Origin of the sequence: Anaerotignum propionicum, from assembly GCF_024461735.1 — a bacterium.
Classification (GTDB): Bacteria; Bacillota; Clostridia; order Lachnospirales; family Anaerotignaceae; genus Chakrabartyella.
Window position 1 is genome coordinate 66,769 of sequence record NZ_JANGAD010000005.1, and the last position, 16,806, is coordinate 83,574.

Genomic DNA, 16,806 nt, shown 5'->3' on the forward strand with positions numbered 1-16,806 from the left:
GGAAAGAGGAATAGTATGAAATTTAGAGGACATGAAACCTTTTTTATCAGAAAAGGTTGGTTATATAAAGGAATGAAAAATGTTGTTGCCGATTCAACAGTTTTTATGGGTAACAATGGAAACCCCATGGATATTTTAGGTATTGGTTCAAATATGGTTAAGTCATTGAGATATTGGTTACAGGTTGTAGGTCTTACGGCAGAACCCACATCAGGTAAAAGGTATCAGCAGCTTACTCCTTTGGGCGAAATCATATATCATAATGACAAATACATAGAAGAAATGGGAACACTTTGGCTACTGCAGTATAAACTTGCTTCCAACAAGGATGATGCGACTGCATGGTACTATTTCTTTAATGAATTCAACCGTAAAGAGTTTACTAAGGAAGATTTCGTTAAGCAACTAAATTCTTACATCATCTTAAATGGTAGTGAGGTTTCCGAACGCTCATTAGAGGATGATTTTAATTGCATCATAAATACTTATGTTCCAAGAATTAAATCGAATCCGGGGAAAGTTCATCCCGAGAGTAATATTGACTGCCCGTTAGGTGAACTATCTTTAATTGATTTTGCAAACAAAAAAGCTAAAGTCTATCGTAAAAGTGTGCCTAAAATAGATACCATTCATCCGCTTATAGCTTTGGCAATTATTGTGGATCAAGCAAAAGGAAATAAACAAATTAGAATTTCATCCATACAGAGTGATAGCTGTAATATCGGAAAGCTTTTTAACCTTGATGTAATCGCTCTTACAAGTTTACTGAGCAAATTAGAGCTGTTAGAGTATATAAAAGTAATTCGTACTGCAGGACTTGATGTTGTCAACATTAAAAAAGAAATTGATTTTTTAGGGTGTGTAATTGAATACTATAAGGCAATCAATCAGTAAAAACACTCTATGAGATGGGAGAAAAGCCATGTTCGAAAATAAAATATGGGTAGAGAAAGGCTTCCAAACTTCGGTTAATATAGCCTATGATCTGCACAATGATGATAAAATAAAAAATTTCATTCCAACAACATCAGCAATTGATGTTATTGAGGATATAATGTTAAGCACCAGTGTCCCAGACAGAGGCCGAGCAAGAATGCTTGTGGGTGCGTATGGTAGAGGTAAATCACATATTATCTTGATGTTAATGTCCCTGATGTTCAAGAAGGATATTAGCTTATTTGATACTCTGCTAAATAAAATAAATGTACAGAATCCTAAGCTATATAATTTTATCACCGAGTATGTTAAAAGTGATAAAAAGCTCCTACCTATAATTGTCAGTGGTAGTAGCACAAGCATAACACAGTCGTTTTTAAGTGCATTGCAATTTGCTCTTAATAATGAAAAATTGTCTGATTTAATGCCAGAAACCAACTTCAAAGCAGCCATCAGTACAATTGAGCGTTGGAAAAAAGACTATCCAGATACATATAAAAAACTTGTTGATGAAATAAATGTTTCCATTGATGACTTTGTAATAGCACTTAAACAATACGATGTACCCACATATGAGAAATTTGAAAAACTATATCCCGTACTCACCTCGGGTGGTGAATTTAATCCATTTGTCGGCTTTGATGTTGTTGAACTCTATGAAAAGGTTGTAGAAAAGCTAAAGGATAGAGGTTTTTGTGGCGTTTATATTGTTTATGATGAATTCAGCAAATACCTTGAATCCAGTATGTCCAATGCCACTATTAGCGATATAAAACTTCTGCAAGACCTTGCTGAAAAGTGTGAACGCAGCGGAGATAAACAAATGCATTTAATGCTTATTTCTCATAAAGATATTGCAAACTATATTGACAATAATTTACCTAAAGAAAAGGTAGATGGTTGGAAAGGCGTATCCGGCAGATTTAAACATATTCATTTGCATAACAACTTTTCTCAAATGTATGAAATCATCTCTGCCGTAATAAAAAAAGAGCCAAGCTTTTGGGAAAGCTATCTGACCGATAATGAAAATCGTTTTAATGATTTAATTACCAGATTTACCAACATCGGAATTTTTGATAAAAGTGATGCCGACATTGCAGATATTGCTGTCAGAGGGTGCTATCCATTACATCCGATTTCTACCTTCATTCTTCCGAGATTATCTGAAAAGGTAGCTCAAAACGAAAGAACTCTTTTCACATTCTTATCAGCAGACAATAACTACACCCTAACCGCATTCTTAGAAAATGCGAAGGGTGATTTTCCCATGCTTACGCCCGATTTAGTTTATGACTATTTTGAGCCATTGCTAAGAAAAGAGCCCTATACAAGTGAGATTCATAAGTTATATGAAACAACCTATAAGGTGCTTCAAAAAATAGATTCAGAATCTTTTGCAGCTAAAATTGTAAAGGCCATATCTTTAATTTATATAGTTGAGCAGTTTGAGAAGTTACCCCCAGTTAAAGATATGCTTATTGCTATATTCAAAGATGTTGTTTCAAATATAGACGAAATTAATGAAACTCTTTCTGAGTTAATCGAAAAAGACTGCATCGTTTACTTGAAAAGAAGCAATGGCTTTTTAAAGCTTAAAGAAAGCTCCGGCGTTGATATAGGAGCAGAGATAGCCGATGTAATAAATAAAACAAAGCATACATTGAGTGTAAAGAATGTACTAAACGAGGCATCTTTTGACAGCTTCATGTATCCTACTGCCTATAATGACGAGATGGAAATTACCCGCTATTTCGACTTTACATTTATTGATAGCAATGAGTTCTTTGCTGTTGATAACTGGAGCAAGAAGATAGAGGATTTGGTTGCAGATGGAGTAGTGTACGCAATTATCCCTTCCGATAAAGAAGATTTGGTAAAGATAAGAACAAGACTTAAAAGCTACGATTGTAACCACGATCGCATATTGTTTGTTGTGTCCGAGCATTTTGTTGATATTGAGAAAATAGCATTCGAGTACAATGCAGTAAAACTTCTAAAAAGTAATGTAGCGGATGATGACTTGCTTTCCGATGAGTACGATATTTATATTGAGGATTTGGAAGAAGTCATCAGCAAATACATTAACAGCTTTACAAAGCCGGAACTTGGATTGGCAGAGTATTACTGGAATGGCGAAAGACAGCAATTCAAAAGAAGGGCTCAAATTTCTGCAAAGCTTTCAGAAATATGTGAAGCTATCTATGCTTTTACTCCGATAATAAACAATGAGTCTTTGAATAAAGATGTTTTGCCTACTGTTGCAATCAACAGCAGAAACAAGATACTTAATGGGTTATTAGAAAATGAATTGAGTGCAAATTTAGGACTCACAGGAACAGGACAAGAAGTGTCCTTTATGAGAAGTGCATTGATACAGACAGGAATACTTCAAAACAAATCAGATTATGCGGAGTTAAATTTCACCCCAAGTGACACAAACATGAGCTTAGTGTTGCGTGTAATTAAGGAGTTCTTTGAGGCAACGGATAATCAAGGCAAAAGCTTGGGTGCACTATATAAAATCCTTACAGAGCCTCAAATTGGATTTGGGAATCCTTATAATGGTGATACTACTTTGCCAAGCCATGGATATGGACTTAAAAAAGGAGTTATTCCAATTTATATAGCGGTTGTGCTTCATGCATATAAAAAACATACAGTAGTGAAAAGCAAGGGTGAGGAATTAAGAATAACCGTTGACCTTTTAAATAGCATTAATGAAAGCCCTAATGACTTTACTCTATATAGAGAAGATTGGAATGATGAGAAAGCAGCCTATATAGAGAACTTAGAAGAACTATTCTCTGATTATGTTATTCAAAAAGAAAAAGACTACGGAACATTTACATATATTGTTTCCGCCATGTCAAGATGGTATATGAGCTTGCCTAAATATGCCAAGGAAATGAAAAAGGTATACAAGGGAAATAAAAGGGATTTAATTGCACTACCAAAAGAACAAGTTAAGTTTATTACCAGCTTGAAACAAGGCAATATCAATGCTCATGATTATTTGTTCGATAAAGTATTTGACATTTATGGATACAAGGAATTTAGGCTTGGCATTGTTGATAATATCAAATCAACTAAAAATACTTTTGATAGTGCAAAGAATGGTTTAATTAAGCATTTGATTTTAGATATAAAAACCATCTTTAGAAAAACAGATGCCGCAGGAGCAACTCTCCCCTCTATTGCAAAAGATTTTATTGAGCAGCTTAAGTCATCCACGCTTAACTATCTATTCCCTGACAACGAACATATTTTATTGCAACTGATGACTAATATCGGAAATGATGAAAAAACATTCGTTGAAAGGGTTGCTAAAGTTGTAACAAATCTTCGATTAGATGACTGGACAAGTGATACAATCACGACATTCATAGCAGATTTAGAAGTAATGAAGAAAAATATATTAGAGTATGATCGCATGGAGATTACAGAAAAAAGCAGTTCTCAAAAGGTCAACGGTTATATGATCTCCTTCGTTGGCGCAGATGGGCAAGATATTGTTCGAACATTCGAAAAAACAGAATATAGCAAAAGAGGTAAATTGTTATACAACGAGATTGCCAATGCACTTGATGAAATGGGAACCTCTATTACCGAACAAGAAAAAAGACAAATTTTAATGGAATTCATAGAAAAGATGTGTTAAGGGAGAGATAATACTATGAGCCAAATTGCATATTTCAACAATGCTGCAACAACCTATCCCAAGCCGGAAAAGGTATATACTTTTGCAGATAAATTTTACAGAGAAACAGGTGTAAATTCAGGGAGAGGACAAATCAATTCGGCAAGTAAATTAACTACCCTAACTAGACAAATGCTTCTTGAATTATTCCATGCCAAAAATAAAAAGGTGGTATTTACACCATCCGCTACTGAAGCAATCAACGTCATTTTGAGAGGACTTCCACTTACAGATAACTGTACAGTCTATGTATCTCCTTTTGAACATAACGCAGTAATACGAACGCTGCACTATCTGCAAGGTATATATAAGCTGAATATTATCACTTTAGCAGTAGATGAAACCACCCTCAAATATGATGTAGAAAAGATTAAATACCAATTTTCTGAAAGCACCCCCAATTTAGTGGTAATGAGCCATGGAAGTAATGTTTGTGGCGTTGTTGCACCAATACAAAAAATATGCACCTTATCGCATGGCTATGGAGCAATAAATGTAATTGATATGTGTCAAACAGCCGGGTTAATTGATACAGATATAAGTGGATCTATATATGATTTTGTTGTGTTTGCTGGGCATAAAACTTTGTATGCTACATTTGGTATCGCAGGTTTTATTTGTAATGGCGATATTATATTGGAACCATTGATATTTGGAGGAACAGGTATCGACTCGGCAAACCTAGATGTGCCTGATACTATCCCTGAGAGATACGAAGTGGGCAGCCAAAATATTTTGGGAATTGCAGGTCTATATGCAGCGCTTGAATGGAACAAAGAAATTGGTATTTCCAACATCTATGCTAAGGAACAAGCGAGCCATGATAAGCTCTTAAACATTCTAAAGAAATATGACAACATAAAAGTAATAATGCCTGCAGATGATGTTCTGGCGGTTGGTGTCGTATCCTGTGTATTTGACGGATACAGCAGCGACAATATCGGACAAATACTAAGTGAACAAGGGGTTGAAGTAAGAACCGGTTTACACTGTGCCCCAACTGCACATAAATTTTTAGGAACATTCCCTGCCGGCACTGTCAGATTCAGCGTGAGTTATTTTAATACTGATGAAGATTTTGAAAAACTGGATGAAGCCTTGGAATACATTCATGAAAATAGTTAGGAGGGCGTAATTGTGAGAGATCAAGAGTTTGAAGGTTATTTACTGCAAGATGATAATATAAAGAGTAAAGTCAAAGCAGTTCGCTCAAGGATAAACAAAGCAAGAATGATCGAACGCCACTTTGATACTTCCCTTGACACGATTGTATCCGATGACGGTATCATGTATGAAACCCTTGTCAGAATAAAAGCTGAAATGAAAGATACCAACGGAAATCTATCCAACTCATTGAGAAAATACTATATTTTCTCGACTGGGAAAGCTTTCCCTACACTTGGAAATTACAAAAAATAAGGAGGTGTAATTATGAGTTTTTTAGATGTAGTTATTAAAACCGAGTACCGTTCACTTATTGATGATATGGTAAAAGATTTTTATACTCCCCTCTTAAATGAAGCAACCATATATAAGCGAGCTGTTGGGTTTTTCTCATCGTCAGCGCTTATCGAAATATCAAAAGGTATATCGGGACTTATAAAGAATGGCGGGAAAATACAATTAGTTGCATCTCCCAAATTAAGCGAAGATGATATTGAAGCTATTGAGAAAGGCTTTGAAAAAAGAAAAGAAATCATCGAGAACTGCATTGAGCGTTCTTTTGAAGAACCTAAAAATATATACGAAGAACGAAGACTTAACCTACTGGCTAATTTAATTGCCAATGGACAGCTTGATATTAAAATTGCATTTTTAGAAGAAGAAAACAGCATTGGTATGTTCCATGAAAAGATGGGAATTATGACCGATACTGAAAATAATACAATAGCCTTTACCGGCTCCATGAATGAAAGCAAAAATGCATTCTCACACAATTATGAGTCTATTGATGTGTTCTGCTCTTGGGATCATGATAAAGACAGAGTTTTAGCCAAGGAAAGTGCATTCACATCTATTTGGAGTGATTGTGAACCACACATCAAAACTATTGATTTTCCAGAAGTAGCAAAAGAAAAACTACAAAAATATAAAAAAGATAGTATTATTGAATTGGATATAGACCAGGATGAAGAAAGTAACAGGAGCTCATTAAACTGTTTAACTTCGTGCAAAGTAAAAAATGTTCCAATGATTCCAACAAACTTCAAACTATATGAATATCAGACCAAAGCTATTGAGAAGTGGAAAAGCTATAATTTTAGAGGGATTTATGATATGGCTACCGGTACAGGTAAAACATATACAGGACTTGGAGCATTAACTGAATTATATAATTTTTGCAATGGCAATCTAGCAGTTATTATTGCTTGCCCTTATCAGCATTTGGTGGAACAGTGGGTTGAAGATATTGAATTGTTTAATATTGCTCCGATAATTGGATTTAGTGGTTCTCCGCAAAAAAATTGGAAAGCCAAACTTTCTGATGCTGTCAGAAACCAAAAGCTCAAAGTAAACGGATGTAATTTCTTTTGCTTTATATGTACAAACGCAACATACACTTCTGATTTTGTGCAAAACAAGATTTCAAAAATCAGAGAAAACACCTTGATATTAGTAGATGAGGCTCATAATTTTGGAGCGACAAACCTTAGCACAAAACTATTAGATCAAGTAAAATATAGACTTGCATTATCAGCAACATTGGATAGACATAATGATGAAGAAGGAACAGCTGCACTATATAGGTATTTTGGAGAGAAATGTATTGAATATCCTTTAGAAAGAGCAATTAAAGAAGGAAAACTAACTCCGTATAAGTATTATCCGGTTGTCGTTACATTAGATGATGACGAGTTAGAGATATATAATAATCTTTCATCCGAAATAGCCAAAAATATCATAAATAAAAATGGTAAGATCAAACTTTCAAAATATGGAGAGATATTAGCACTTAAAAGGGCAAGGATTGTTGCAGCAGCACGACAAAAGATTGAATCCTTACGGACACACATCAAGCCATATCAAAATGATAATTTTATTTTGGTATATTGTGGCGCGACTTCAATGTTAAGCGATGGTGAAATATACCCTGATGAAGAGTCTGATGATTTAAGGCAAATTGAAGTGGTAACAGATTTATTAGGCAATGAATTGAATATGCGAGTATCACAATTTACTTCTAAAGAAGATGTTGAGGAACGAGCGGTATTAAAAAAACAATTTGAACAAGGAAAAGCATTGCAAGCGCTAATTGCCATAAAGTGTTTAGATGAAGGCGTGAATATTCCTAAAATCAAAACTGCTTTTATTTTAGCATCTACTACAAATCCAAAAGAATATATTCAACGTCGTGGACGTGTGCTAAGAAAAGCACAAGGGAAAGAATATGCTGAAATATACGACTTTGTTACATTACCTCGCCCTTTAAATACAGTATCGTCACTAACGGCAGATGAAGTTAAGCGAGATATCAGCCTTGTTAAAAATGAAATAAATCGTATAGAAGAATTTGCGAGAATATCACTAAATTCAATGGAGGCAAATTCTGTTATTTGGGAAATCAAGGATGCGTATAATTTGTACGATGAAGTTACAGAGGAGGAATTATAATGGCTGAAATAAACGGAATTCAAATTGATGAAAAAAAGGCAAAAAGGTTACTACAAAAGCTCGTTATGATGGAAAAGAAAAATATTGTTTCCAAGCAGGATAGCGATTCGAAAATGGTAGAAAAAATCAAGAAAATGATTGAGGAGGAAGTAGAATGCTTTTAAGATCATTAAAAATGATGGACTTTCGTCAGTTCAAAAATGAAAGTATAACCTTTGCTGCTGATCCCGAAAAAAATGTAACCATAATCATGGGGGAGAATGGTGCGGGTAAAACAACTATTTCTCAAGCATTTTCTTGGTGTTTGTATGGCGATACAGATTTTGACGACAAAACTATGCTCAATAAAATCACTTCCGCAGCTATGAAACCGGGCGAAAAAAAAAGTGTATTAGTAGAATTGGAGCTTACCCATGCGGGCACTGATTATACAATTACTACGGAACAAGTCTATGAAAAGGATTATTCTAATAAGTTGAAAGCCAGCCAAGTAGTTAGAAATATTTCTCATAAGAGAAATGGTCAACAAGAATTTGCTAAACCTCTTGAAATTGAAGTTTTGATTAAGGAAATTTTACCTAAAGATCTTTCTAAATATTTCTTTTTCGATGGTGAACGCATTGGAAATATGAGTAAAGAAATTCGAAAAGGAAAAAGCCAAACCTTTGCTACCGCTGTACGAGGATTGTTGGGGCTGAATGCTATTCAAGCAGGTATAGATCATCTAAAACCCACATCTAAGTATGCGGTAATCGGCAGTTACGATGACCGATACAATACAAAAAGCGATTCAAGAATAGCAAAATATAATGAGGATATCAGATCATATCAAGAAAAACTTGAAAAAATTGAAAGTATACTGCCCGATATTGATAATGAGATCCAGCTGGCATCAGATCGCGTAGAAGTGCTTTCTGATAAAATTCGGCAATCTCAAGATGGCGAAAAACTGCAAAAGGTAAAAATAGAGTTGCAAAGAAAAATTGTGAGTAGCACACAATCCAAGCTAAATGCTACCGAAAGTATGGTTAAATCATTCAATAAAAATGCCTCCTCTTACTTTTCAAAATCCATGATTAAAAAGTCTCTCGAGCTATTATCAAAAGGAGATTATTTGGAAAAAGATATTCCTGCCATGCACGCTAAAACCATTGATTACTTACTTAAACGTGGAGTATGCATATGTGGAACAAAATTAGAGGTTGGAAGTCGGGCATATGACGAACTAATAAAGTTATTAGATTACATCCCTCCAAAATCAATTGGAACATTGGTCGGTCAGTTCGTGCGTGAAGCTGAATTAAAAGCCAAAAGCGGCAACGAGTTATTTGATGACTATTCCAAGAACTTTTCTGTCGTAGTAGGGTTAGAAAACTCTATCAAGGAAATGCAAAATGATATAGCCTTAATTGAAAAACAATTAGAGGGTTATAAGGGAATTGGGCACCTGCAGCAAGAACTGTCGTTATGTGAAAGAACTGTACGTGAAAAAACCAATGAAAAAGTTGAATTATTAGCGAACCAAAAGGTTATTTTGCAAAGTCAAGATAGGTTAAAAACCGAACGTGCAACCCTTGCAATTCAAGATGAACAAAACAGAAAAATTGAAGTATATAAAGCTTATGCTCAATATATGTATGATGAATTGACAAAGGTATATCAGCAAAGCGAAACGACTATACGGACAAAGCTTGAAATGACCATCAATAATATTTTCAAGGATATTTACAATGGCGGGCTATCTCTTTCTATTGATGAAAAATACCAAATTCAAGTTAATGTGGATGAGTTTGATGACAATGATGTGGAAACTTCAACAGCACAAAGTATATCTGTAATATTTGCATTTATTACAGGTGTTATCAAACTTGCAAGAGAAAGCAGGGAGCCAGATTCAACCGAGAACAATCTACTTGCTGCTGAGCCTTACCCTCTTGTTATGGATGCACCTTTGTCTGCTTTTGATAAGAGAAGAATTAAGACGGTTTGCGAGGCATTGCCAAAAGTTGCCGAACAAGTTATTGTTTTTATCAAAGATACAGATGGAGAGATTGCAGAAGAACACATGAGCAGCAAAATCGGTAAGCGATACGAATTTGATAAGAACAACGAATTTGAAACTAAGCTTGTTAGGAGGTAAAAAAATGTTTGATAAAGAGTATTCCTTTAAGGGCAATCATGCTATAAAAGTCAATAGATTGACAGCTTCACTCTCCGAAAAAAATAAAGATATCAAAATATTCCAAAGAAATATCGATGTTTACGTAACCGCCCCTTTAGTTGGATTCTTATATGGACGAAAAGCAGATGTAGATAAAACAACTACAGATACCGCTAAAATAATGGGTGATAGAGTTATTAACTCAAAGGAGGATTTGAAATTCAATTATAGACTTATTATGCTTCTTGACGACAAAAACGAATCCAATGCCGAAGAAAGAATCAATAAAGCATTCAGATATATAGAAAGTGATAAGTCTGTTTCCGACGAAGCATTATTTGAAGATTATGTGCGTGGAGGAATTGATGTCCTTTATGAAAAGATCATAGAGAAATCCAATTCCCTTGATGAATATCTAACTAATCTATATGATTTTTTAGAAGAGTTTGAAGAACGTTATAATGAAGCTATCACTTCAGACGACATTATGGATTTATGTAAATTAGCAAGAAGTTAAAAGAGGTGACGATGTGGCAAATACCGAATTACATACTGCAATAAGTGACTTAGTAAGTATTTCTCAAACAAAGGGATACTTGTCTTTCGATGATATTTTAGATGTGACAGACAAATTCGATTTGCCACTGGATGACGTTGATCGTATTTCAGACCGATTGTTAACAATGGGAATAATTCTTAGGGAGAATGACAATCACACACTTTCCATTGAAGATGAGGACGATGAGAGCAGCAACAGAAGCAAAATCGACTATGATTTAATGTTTGATGAGATTATAACTGAATATCCTTCACTAAAAGCATTTATAAATGAAGTTAGACTGATTCCACCACCTCAAGTAAAAGAAGTTGACTCGCTCTTTTATCAAGCTATGGAGGGCAATAAGTATGCCTATGACAGAATTATAAAAATGTACTTAAAGGTAGTTGTTCGTATGGCATACTTATTAAGTCAGCAATATTACTTACCCTTAGAAGATACTATCCAGGATGGAGTTTTTGGTTTGATTTCGGCATACAAGTCGTTTGATCCTACATCAGACAGATGCTTTTCAACTCAAATAGGTTGGGTGATTCGCAATGCAATTCTTCGTGAGGCTCCCACAGTAAACCCACAGGTGTATTTTCCTGTCCATGTTAAAGAGCAACTCTTTTCTATATATGATCTTGTTTTTGAGCATCAGTGCGAGAATTGTTCGGATGTAGAAATCTGCCCTGGTTTAATACGAGTAGTAAGTGATAAGTTGAGTGTCGATAATGAAACTGCCTATTCTTATGTAAAATACTTAATCCGCTTCGAAAGCCTTGATTCACTAATCCAAAATAATGAATACCTATTTAATGACGGCGGTGCAATATCAGAAAATATTGTTGAGAACATTTATGCATATGAAATAAATGAGCAATTATTATTTTTGCTTAGTGAATTAAAAGAGCGAGAAATAGCTGTAGTGAAACACAGGTATGGATTCTATGATGGTAAAGAAAAGACACTTGAAGAAGTCGGTTTGATATTTGGAGTAACTCGTGAAAGAATAAGGCAGATTGAAGCAAAAGCAATTAGAAAGCTTCGTGATAACAAGAAGGTAGTAAGATTGACATAAGGGAGTAATAACAATGAAGAATAGGGCTATGCGAAAACAAAATAAATCAAAAATATTTAACGAATACTTAAAAAAACTAAATTATCCGATACTTTCCATTTCGTTATTATTGATAATTATTTGTATTTTAGCAATGTGGTACATTTCAATTAAGTGGGAAACACCTACTTATTTAAGTAATATTTTATATTCCGTTTTAGGAACCGTTTTATCAATGATTGTTGCTTTTATGCTTTGGGAAGTATTTGCTAAGAGATCATTTGCAAAAGACGTGTTAGGTTTAGCTTCTATCTCTGACAATTTACTGGAAAGCGGAATTGATTATTATTATGAAAATTTCAAATATATTAAATGGGAATTTGAGCTTAAATATAAAAAAGAACTAAGCATTGTTGTTGTTTATGCCTATACTTGGGTTAATAGTAATTTTGAAACACTTAAAGAATTTACACTGGAAGGTGGAAAAATAAGAGTTTTTTTGCCTAACTTTAAAAACCAAGTGATAATAAAACATTATGCTGACCGTTTTTTATATACTGAAAGTGATATGAAAGAAAAAATATCATCAGCAATTGATATTTTTGAAAAATTAAAGGCAGAAATTTATCTATATGATGATATTTTAAAAACTACATTTTATATGTATGATGATGCAGCCATAATAGCTCCTTTTCATCATAAAAAACAAAAATCTCCTGTTCCTGCTCTCAGAATAGAAAAAGGTGGAAAATTATTTGAATTCATCGAAAGTGAGATTAATTCTATTAAAGATAATTCTGAAATATTGGAGGAACAATGAACAATGAAAAATAATATTGGAGAAAGATTACTTTTTATCGATACTGAAACAGGTGGTATAGATCCTACTAAACATACCTTATTATCTATTGGCTTAGTCGTGTGGGACTCAACTAAGGGTATTCTTGATTCAAAAGAAATACTAATTAAAAGTGATGAGTACATAATTACTAAAGAGGCTCAACGGATCAATAGGTTTGAAAGAGATACACATGAATTGACAGCTCTACCACCCAAAAAAGCAATAGAAAGGATTATTGACTTTAACTCGAATTGGTTTGATTTAAATATGCTCGTTCCACTTGCAGGACATAATACACAATTCGACGTCTCTTTTATTAAAACCTTTTTAAAAGAAAATAATCGTTCTTATAACGAAATTTTTTCACATAGAATTATTGACACATATACGTTGCTAAGAAGTTTATATTATGCTGGCAAAATAACTGATGATATTTCAAGTTCAGCGCAAGCTTTTAAATATTTCAACATAAAGGTTGAAAATAGACATTCTGCCCAAGGTGACGCTATCGCAACAGCAGAGTTATTTGAAAAGCTATTAAAACTAATGGTGTAATAAACGCTCAAGTTTACCAAATATTCAATAATTATGTAATTGGTGTTATTTAAATACTATATGATAAATTTAAGGACTGTAGTTCTAAAAAGACATCGTTAATTAATCAAATGATTTTTTAGAAGGATTTGTTTCCGACAATGTAGTTGATTTTATATGATTTAATAGTCAAACGAAAATGAAACAATTGTGGCAAGCAGGGCAAGGTGGTACACACCTTGCGATTTTGCTCAAAATTCCTTGTCGGGATTTTTGGCAAAGCCGCTTGTTGGGGAGTATCCCCAATCCCCATTTGAACACTACCTTGCGGTAGTGGCTACGCCTCCTGCGGAGGCTCATAAAACACAGGTCAGCTCATCGCTGTTCCTGTGTTTTTTCTTTCTCTTTCGAGAGTTCATCATACCCTAAAAGACGGTCAACATTCGCCTTTGCCGTCTGGACTTCCTGCATAGATTTTTTCACGGTCACATACTCGATATAGGCTTTTTTCTTAGCAGAAAGCAGCTCTGCATATTCCGTTTGTAGGGTCTTGACGGTGGGGAGCTTTTTCATCTGTAATTCATCAAAAGCCGCCTTTGCCGCCTTGTGTAAAAGCAAATCGGCAGTGTGTCCTTCATAGAATTTTTTCGAGTATCCTGCCTTACGATAGGCGGTATAAACATCACGAGTTTTTGCATAATTGATGATGTGCGTTTTCAATACGGCAATCTCGCCCATATGCTTTTCAGCGGTTTTGATTTTGGCAGAAAGCTCATTAAATGCAGCGGTTGTGGTCTGTGTCTTTTGATCCAAGTCCTCATAAGCAAGGAGGTCGTTTTCCGTTAAAAAGTTGATGGTCTGTGCCATCTGCTTGAGGTTAAAAACCTTTGCCCATCGCTCGTAGCTTGCTCCTTTTCCTGCCTGCAATTTTGCCTGTATGTCCACAAGCAGGCTGACACGCTGCACAGGTTTTTGCATTGGTTTTCTTCTGGAGGTAAGCGGCTTAATCCCTTTGATGGCAGCTCTGATTTCGTTCTCAGAATATCCCTCACCGAGAGAACGAAAACGGATAGGCTTTTTCTGGTCTTTGCCTAAAAAAGAGATGTGCTTTCCTTGCTTTATTTCATAGCCTGCGGCTTGCATTTCCAATAAGAACGCATTGAAGTCGGCAGGCTTTTTCGCAAGAACAGCATCAATGGTTTCTCTGATTTTATCGGAGAAAGAGGGAGCTTTTTTGTTGCCAAGCCATTTGCCATAATTGGTTTTCCCACGCTTTGGATTTTCAATAATGGACAGTCCATGTTCAAGGCAAATGCGGTCACTGATTTTTCCAACAGCTCTGCCGGAGCCTAAAAAATCTCTGAACTTTTTGGTGCAGTCCAGAGAGGTTGAATTATAAATAATGTGGTTGTGAATGTGCAATTTATCAACATGGGTCGCAACAATAAAAGCGTACTTTCCCTTTGTCCATTTTTCCGCAAGCTCATAACCAATTTGATTGGCAAGCTCCGGCGTAATTTCTCCCGGCTTAAAGGACTGGCGTATCTGATAAGCGATAACATTATTTGTCTGCTCCCGTCCTGTTATCTGGTGGTACTGCCGCTTAAAAAGCAGAAATTCCCCCTGCACGGTGCGAGGGTCACATTCATAGGAACTGATGAGTTCGCCATCATTGGTTTTATCGGGATTTTTAGCATAATCGGTACGGTCTGAAAGGCATTGTGAAATGCTCTTTCCCTTGTTCTGGTGCATGGAAATTAAACGGGTGGTTGCCATAGACTGTGCCTCCTTTCGGGCAAAAAAAGAGCTGCCATATGACAACTCCTTTGAGAACTTACATCAAATAAATATGCTCTCCTATTTTACAACAAATTCTTTTAGTTGTTTTGAGAGCTTTTTATCATATCTAAGTTTTGACATGCAATATCTCTTTTCTTTTGAAAATCCAAAAAGAAACTTTGGAAGTCTTTCCTTTCATCTTCCCCATCATTGAGATATTTATATATTTCGTTTAATACACTTACAGAAAAAGTACATGCTATTGAAAGGGTAGAACTGCCTTCTTCTAAATTTCTTATCCGCTTTAAGCAAATTCCATTTTCGTCAACACTCATACCCATGGCTGAATTTAGTGCGTGTGTTTCGTTAGAAAGTCCTCCATATATACCCTGATAATACTTTTCATATCCTGCTTCCTTCATCAACTGATAAAAATTTGACACGTTACTACAAACCTCATACCATTGAACATATGCTTTCTTGTTTTTCTCCTTTTCCTTCTCGTTTAACTTCTTATTTCTGGCTTCATCCACCTTTTGAAATATCTCTTTAGATTTAATTATCCGTTGGAAAGCTTCTTTCTTTTTTCTGTATTTCTCACAATCACTATTAAACTGTTCTTCGCCCTTCTGTGCTAATATTAGTTTTCCATACTTTGAATTTTTATTAAAACACCTTACGCCTAATTCTATTTCCTGATAATGATGTTCCAAATAATATGATGCAGCTCTTTTTTCTGTATCGTCTTTTAGTATAAACTCCAACGTAATAATATTTTCAATTAACGCTCTCAATATAATTTGTGCTTGAGTAAACGAACCAACAGAAAAAAGTACATTTATGGCATCAAGTTGCTCCATTATTTTTCTAATGAATAAGCATATAACTGTGTCAACGAAATCATGCTGTCTTGAAGTGCCATAAGAAATTTCATTCTGAAGTTCTCCAAACTTGGTTATTATTGATGCTAACACCCAACTAGACTGTTCAATAATTTCTTTTACATCCTCGTTTTCTTCGATATTAAAAAACAGTTCTTGAAAAATTTTCAGATAGTTATCGTCCATTTTTCCCTCCATATTTTATTCTTTATATTTAATAATTATTTCATCAACCTTTAATTTACTTTTTAAGTATATCACACACCTCTTAAAAATTCATCAACACAATCTAAACGAAAAATAGCAGGAGCATCACAGGAATACAAGGGTCGAAATAAACGGCTACGCCGCCCTTGTTTTCCTGTGACACTCCTACTAAGGCGGCAATTAGGGGGAGAAAGCACAAGCCCACGTTCTCCTCTCATTCATTTTTATACTGATTTCAATAGGTTGTTGAATGCCTCTGCTTTGCTGATGAGCCAAGCCGCAAGCATGGGTATTCCATACGGACTGATACAAAATGCGATGATGAGATACTTAAATCCCTCCGCAGGCTGTCCGCTAAAGAGCAATATGCCAAGAGCAACCACCGCTAATAAAAACGCCAATGTGGAAAGCAGGGTTGTTCCAATGAGGCATAGAAACTGGAAGAACAGCACAAGGACTGTCAGCACCAGTGTAATGGGGAAAAGCAGTATCTTAAACAATATTCTCATGGATATTCCTCTCTCAAGCACAACTTGATTTTATGAAAACAGCAT

14 protein-coding genes are annotated in these 16,806 nt (G+C 35.1%); 11 read left to right on the forward strand and 3 right to left on the reverse strand.

What is annotated here, in order from left to right:
* Positions 1-15: 15 nt before the first annotated feature.
* From NE558_RS08135 to NE558_RS08185, 11 genes are read left to right on the forward strand one after another with little or no spacing between them, the layout of a single operon-like run.
* On the forward strand, positions 16-894 hold the full coding sequence (locus tag NE558_RS08135; RefSeq protein WP_256149521.1) for a DUF4007 family protein: 879 nt from the start codon (positions 16-18) through the stop codon (positions 892-894).
* A gap of 28 nt (positions 895-922) precedes the next feature.
* Complete coding sequence (locus NE558_RS08140; RefSeq protein ID WP_256149522.1) at positions 923-4,597, forward strand: hypothetical protein; 3,675 nt, start codon at positions 923-925, stop codon at positions 4,595-4,597.
* Between the two features lie 15 nt (positions 4,598-4,612).
* Complete coding sequence (locus NE558_RS08145) at positions 4,613-5,761, forward strand: aminotransferase class V-fold PLP-dependent enzyme (protein ID WP_256149523.1); 1,149 nt, start codon at positions 4,613-4,615, stop codon at positions 5,759-5,761.
* Positions 5,762-5,773: 12 nt separating this feature from the next.
* Positions 5,774-6,055: a hypothetical protein gene (locus tag NE558_RS08150; protein WP_256149524.1), complete on the forward strand. Its 282-nt coding sequence runs from the start codon at positions 5,774-5,776 to the stop codon at positions 6,053-6,055.
* 12 nt (positions 6,056-6,067) lie between these two features.
* Positions 6,068-8,248: a DEAD/DEAH box helicase family protein gene (locus NE558_RS08155; protein WP_256149525.1), complete on the forward strand. Its 2,181-nt coding sequence runs from the start codon at positions 6,068-6,070 to the stop codon at positions 8,246-8,248.
* Positions 8,248-8,412 carry a hypothetical protein gene (locus tag NE558_RS08160; RefSeq protein WP_256149526.1) on the forward strand — a complete coding sequence of 55 codons (165 nt, stop codon included), beginning with the start codon at positions 8,248-8,250 and terminating at the stop codon, positions 8,410-8,412. Before NE558_RS08155 ends, NE558_RS08160 begins: the two co-directional genes overlap by 1 nt.
* Positions 8,403-10,388: an AAA family ATPase gene (locus tag NE558_RS08165; RefSeq protein ID WP_256149527.1), complete on the forward strand. Its 1,986-nt coding sequence runs from the start codon at positions 8,403-8,405 to the stop codon at positions 10,386-10,388. The genes NE558_RS08160 and NE558_RS08165 overlap by 10 nt, the downstream gene beginning before the upstream one ends.
* A 4-nt stretch (positions 10,389-10,392) precedes the next feature.
* Complete coding sequence (locus NE558_RS08170) at positions 10,393-10,926, forward strand: hypothetical protein (protein WP_256149528.1); 534 nt, start codon at positions 10,393-10,395, stop codon at positions 10,924-10,926.
* Between the two features lie 13 nt (positions 10,927-10,939).
* A complete protein-coding gene (locus tag NE558_RS08175) occupies positions 10,940-12,031 on the forward strand; it encodes a sigma-70 family RNA polymerase sigma factor (RefSeq protein WP_256149529.1) in 1,092 nt (363 codons plus the stop codon).
* A gap of 13 nt (positions 12,032-12,044) precedes the next feature.
* On the forward strand, positions 12,045-12,830 hold the full coding sequence (locus NE558_RS08180; RefSeq protein ID WP_256149530.1) for a hypothetical protein: 786 nt from the start codon (positions 12,045-12,047) through the stop codon (positions 12,828-12,830).
* Positions 12,831-12,833: 3 nt separating this feature from the next.
* Positions 12,834-13,406: a 3'-5' exonuclease gene (locus NE558_RS08185; protein ID WP_256149531.1), complete on the forward strand. Its 573-nt coding sequence runs from the start codon at positions 12,834-12,836 to the stop codon at positions 13,404-13,406.
* Between the two features lie 354 nt (positions 13,407-13,760).
* Here the strand turns inward: NE558_RS08185 and NE558_RS08190 are convergent, their stop codons facing one another.
* From NE558_RS08190 to NE558_RS08200, 3 genes are all read right to left on the reverse strand, one after another.
* On the reverse strand, positions 13,761-15,161 hold the full coding sequence (locus NE558_RS08190; RefSeq protein WP_256149532.1) for a relaxase/mobilization nuclease domain-containing protein: 1,401 nt from the start codon (positions 15,159-15,161) through the stop codon (positions 13,761-13,763).
* A 101-nt stretch (positions 15,162-15,262) separates the two neighbouring features.
* The gene (locus NE558_RS08195) at positions 15,263-16,231 is read right to left on the reverse strand and encodes a DUF5677 domain-containing protein (RefSeq protein ID WP_256149533.1); all 969 of its coding nucleotides are present in this window, start codon (positions 16,229-16,231) and stop codon (positions 15,263-15,265) included.
* Positions 16,232-16,476: 245 nt separating this feature from the next.
* Entirely contained in the window at positions 16,477-16,761 is a 285-nt protein-coding gene (locus tag NE558_RS08200) for a CD1845 family protein (protein ID WP_256149534.1), read from the reverse strand.
* Positions 16,762-16,806 lie beyond the last annotated feature (45 nt).

Excerpts from the sequence above, each read along its gene's own strand:
- NE558_RS08135 (WP_256149521.1), top strand. The coding sequence starts at position 16 with ATGAAATTTAGAGGACATGAAACCTTTTTTATCAGAAAAGGTTGGTTA.
- NE558_RS08140 (WP_256149522.1), top strand. The coding sequence starts at position 923 with ATGTTCGAAAATAAAATATGGGTAGAGAAAGGCTTCCAAACTTCGGTT.
- NE558_RS08145 (WP_256149523.1), top strand. The coding sequence starts at position 4,613 with ATGAGCCAAATTGCATATTTCAACAATGCTGCAACAACCTATCCCAAG.
- NE558_RS08155 (WP_256149525.1), top strand. The coding sequence starts at position 6,068 with ATGAGTTTTTTAGATGTAGTTATTAAAACCGAGTACCGTTCACTTATT.
- NE558_RS08160 (WP_256149526.1), top strand. The coding sequence starts at position 8,248 with ATGGCTGAAATAAACGGAATTCAAATTGATGAAAAAAAGGCAAAAAGG.
- NE558_RS08165 (WP_256149527.1), top strand. The coding sequence starts at position 8,403 with ATGCTTTTAAGATCATTAAAAATGATGGACTTTCGTCAGTTCAAAAAT.
- NE558_RS08170 (WP_256149528.1), top strand. The coding sequence starts at position 10,393 with ATGTTTGATAAAGAGTATTCCTTTAAGGGCAATCATGCTATAAAAGTC.
- NE558_RS08180 (WP_256149530.1), top strand. The coding sequence starts at position 12,045 with ATGAAGAATAGGGCTATGCGAAAACAAAATAAATCAAAAATATTTAAC.
- NE558_RS08185 (WP_256149531.1), top strand. The coding sequence starts at position 12,834 with ATGAAAAATAATATTGGAGAAAGATTACTTTTTATCGATACTGAAACA.
- NE558_RS08190 (WP_256149532.1), bottom strand. The coding sequence starts at position 15,161 with ATGGCAACCACCCGTTTAATTTCCATGCACCAGAACAAGGGAAAGAGC.
- NE558_RS08195 (WP_256149533.1), bottom strand. The coding sequence starts at position 16,231 with ATGGACGATAACTATCTGAAAATTTTTCAAGAACTGTTTTTTAATATC.
- NE558_RS08200 (WP_256149534.1), bottom strand. The coding sequence starts at position 16,761 with ATGAGAATATTGTTTAAGATACTGCTTTTCCCCATTACACTGGTGCTG.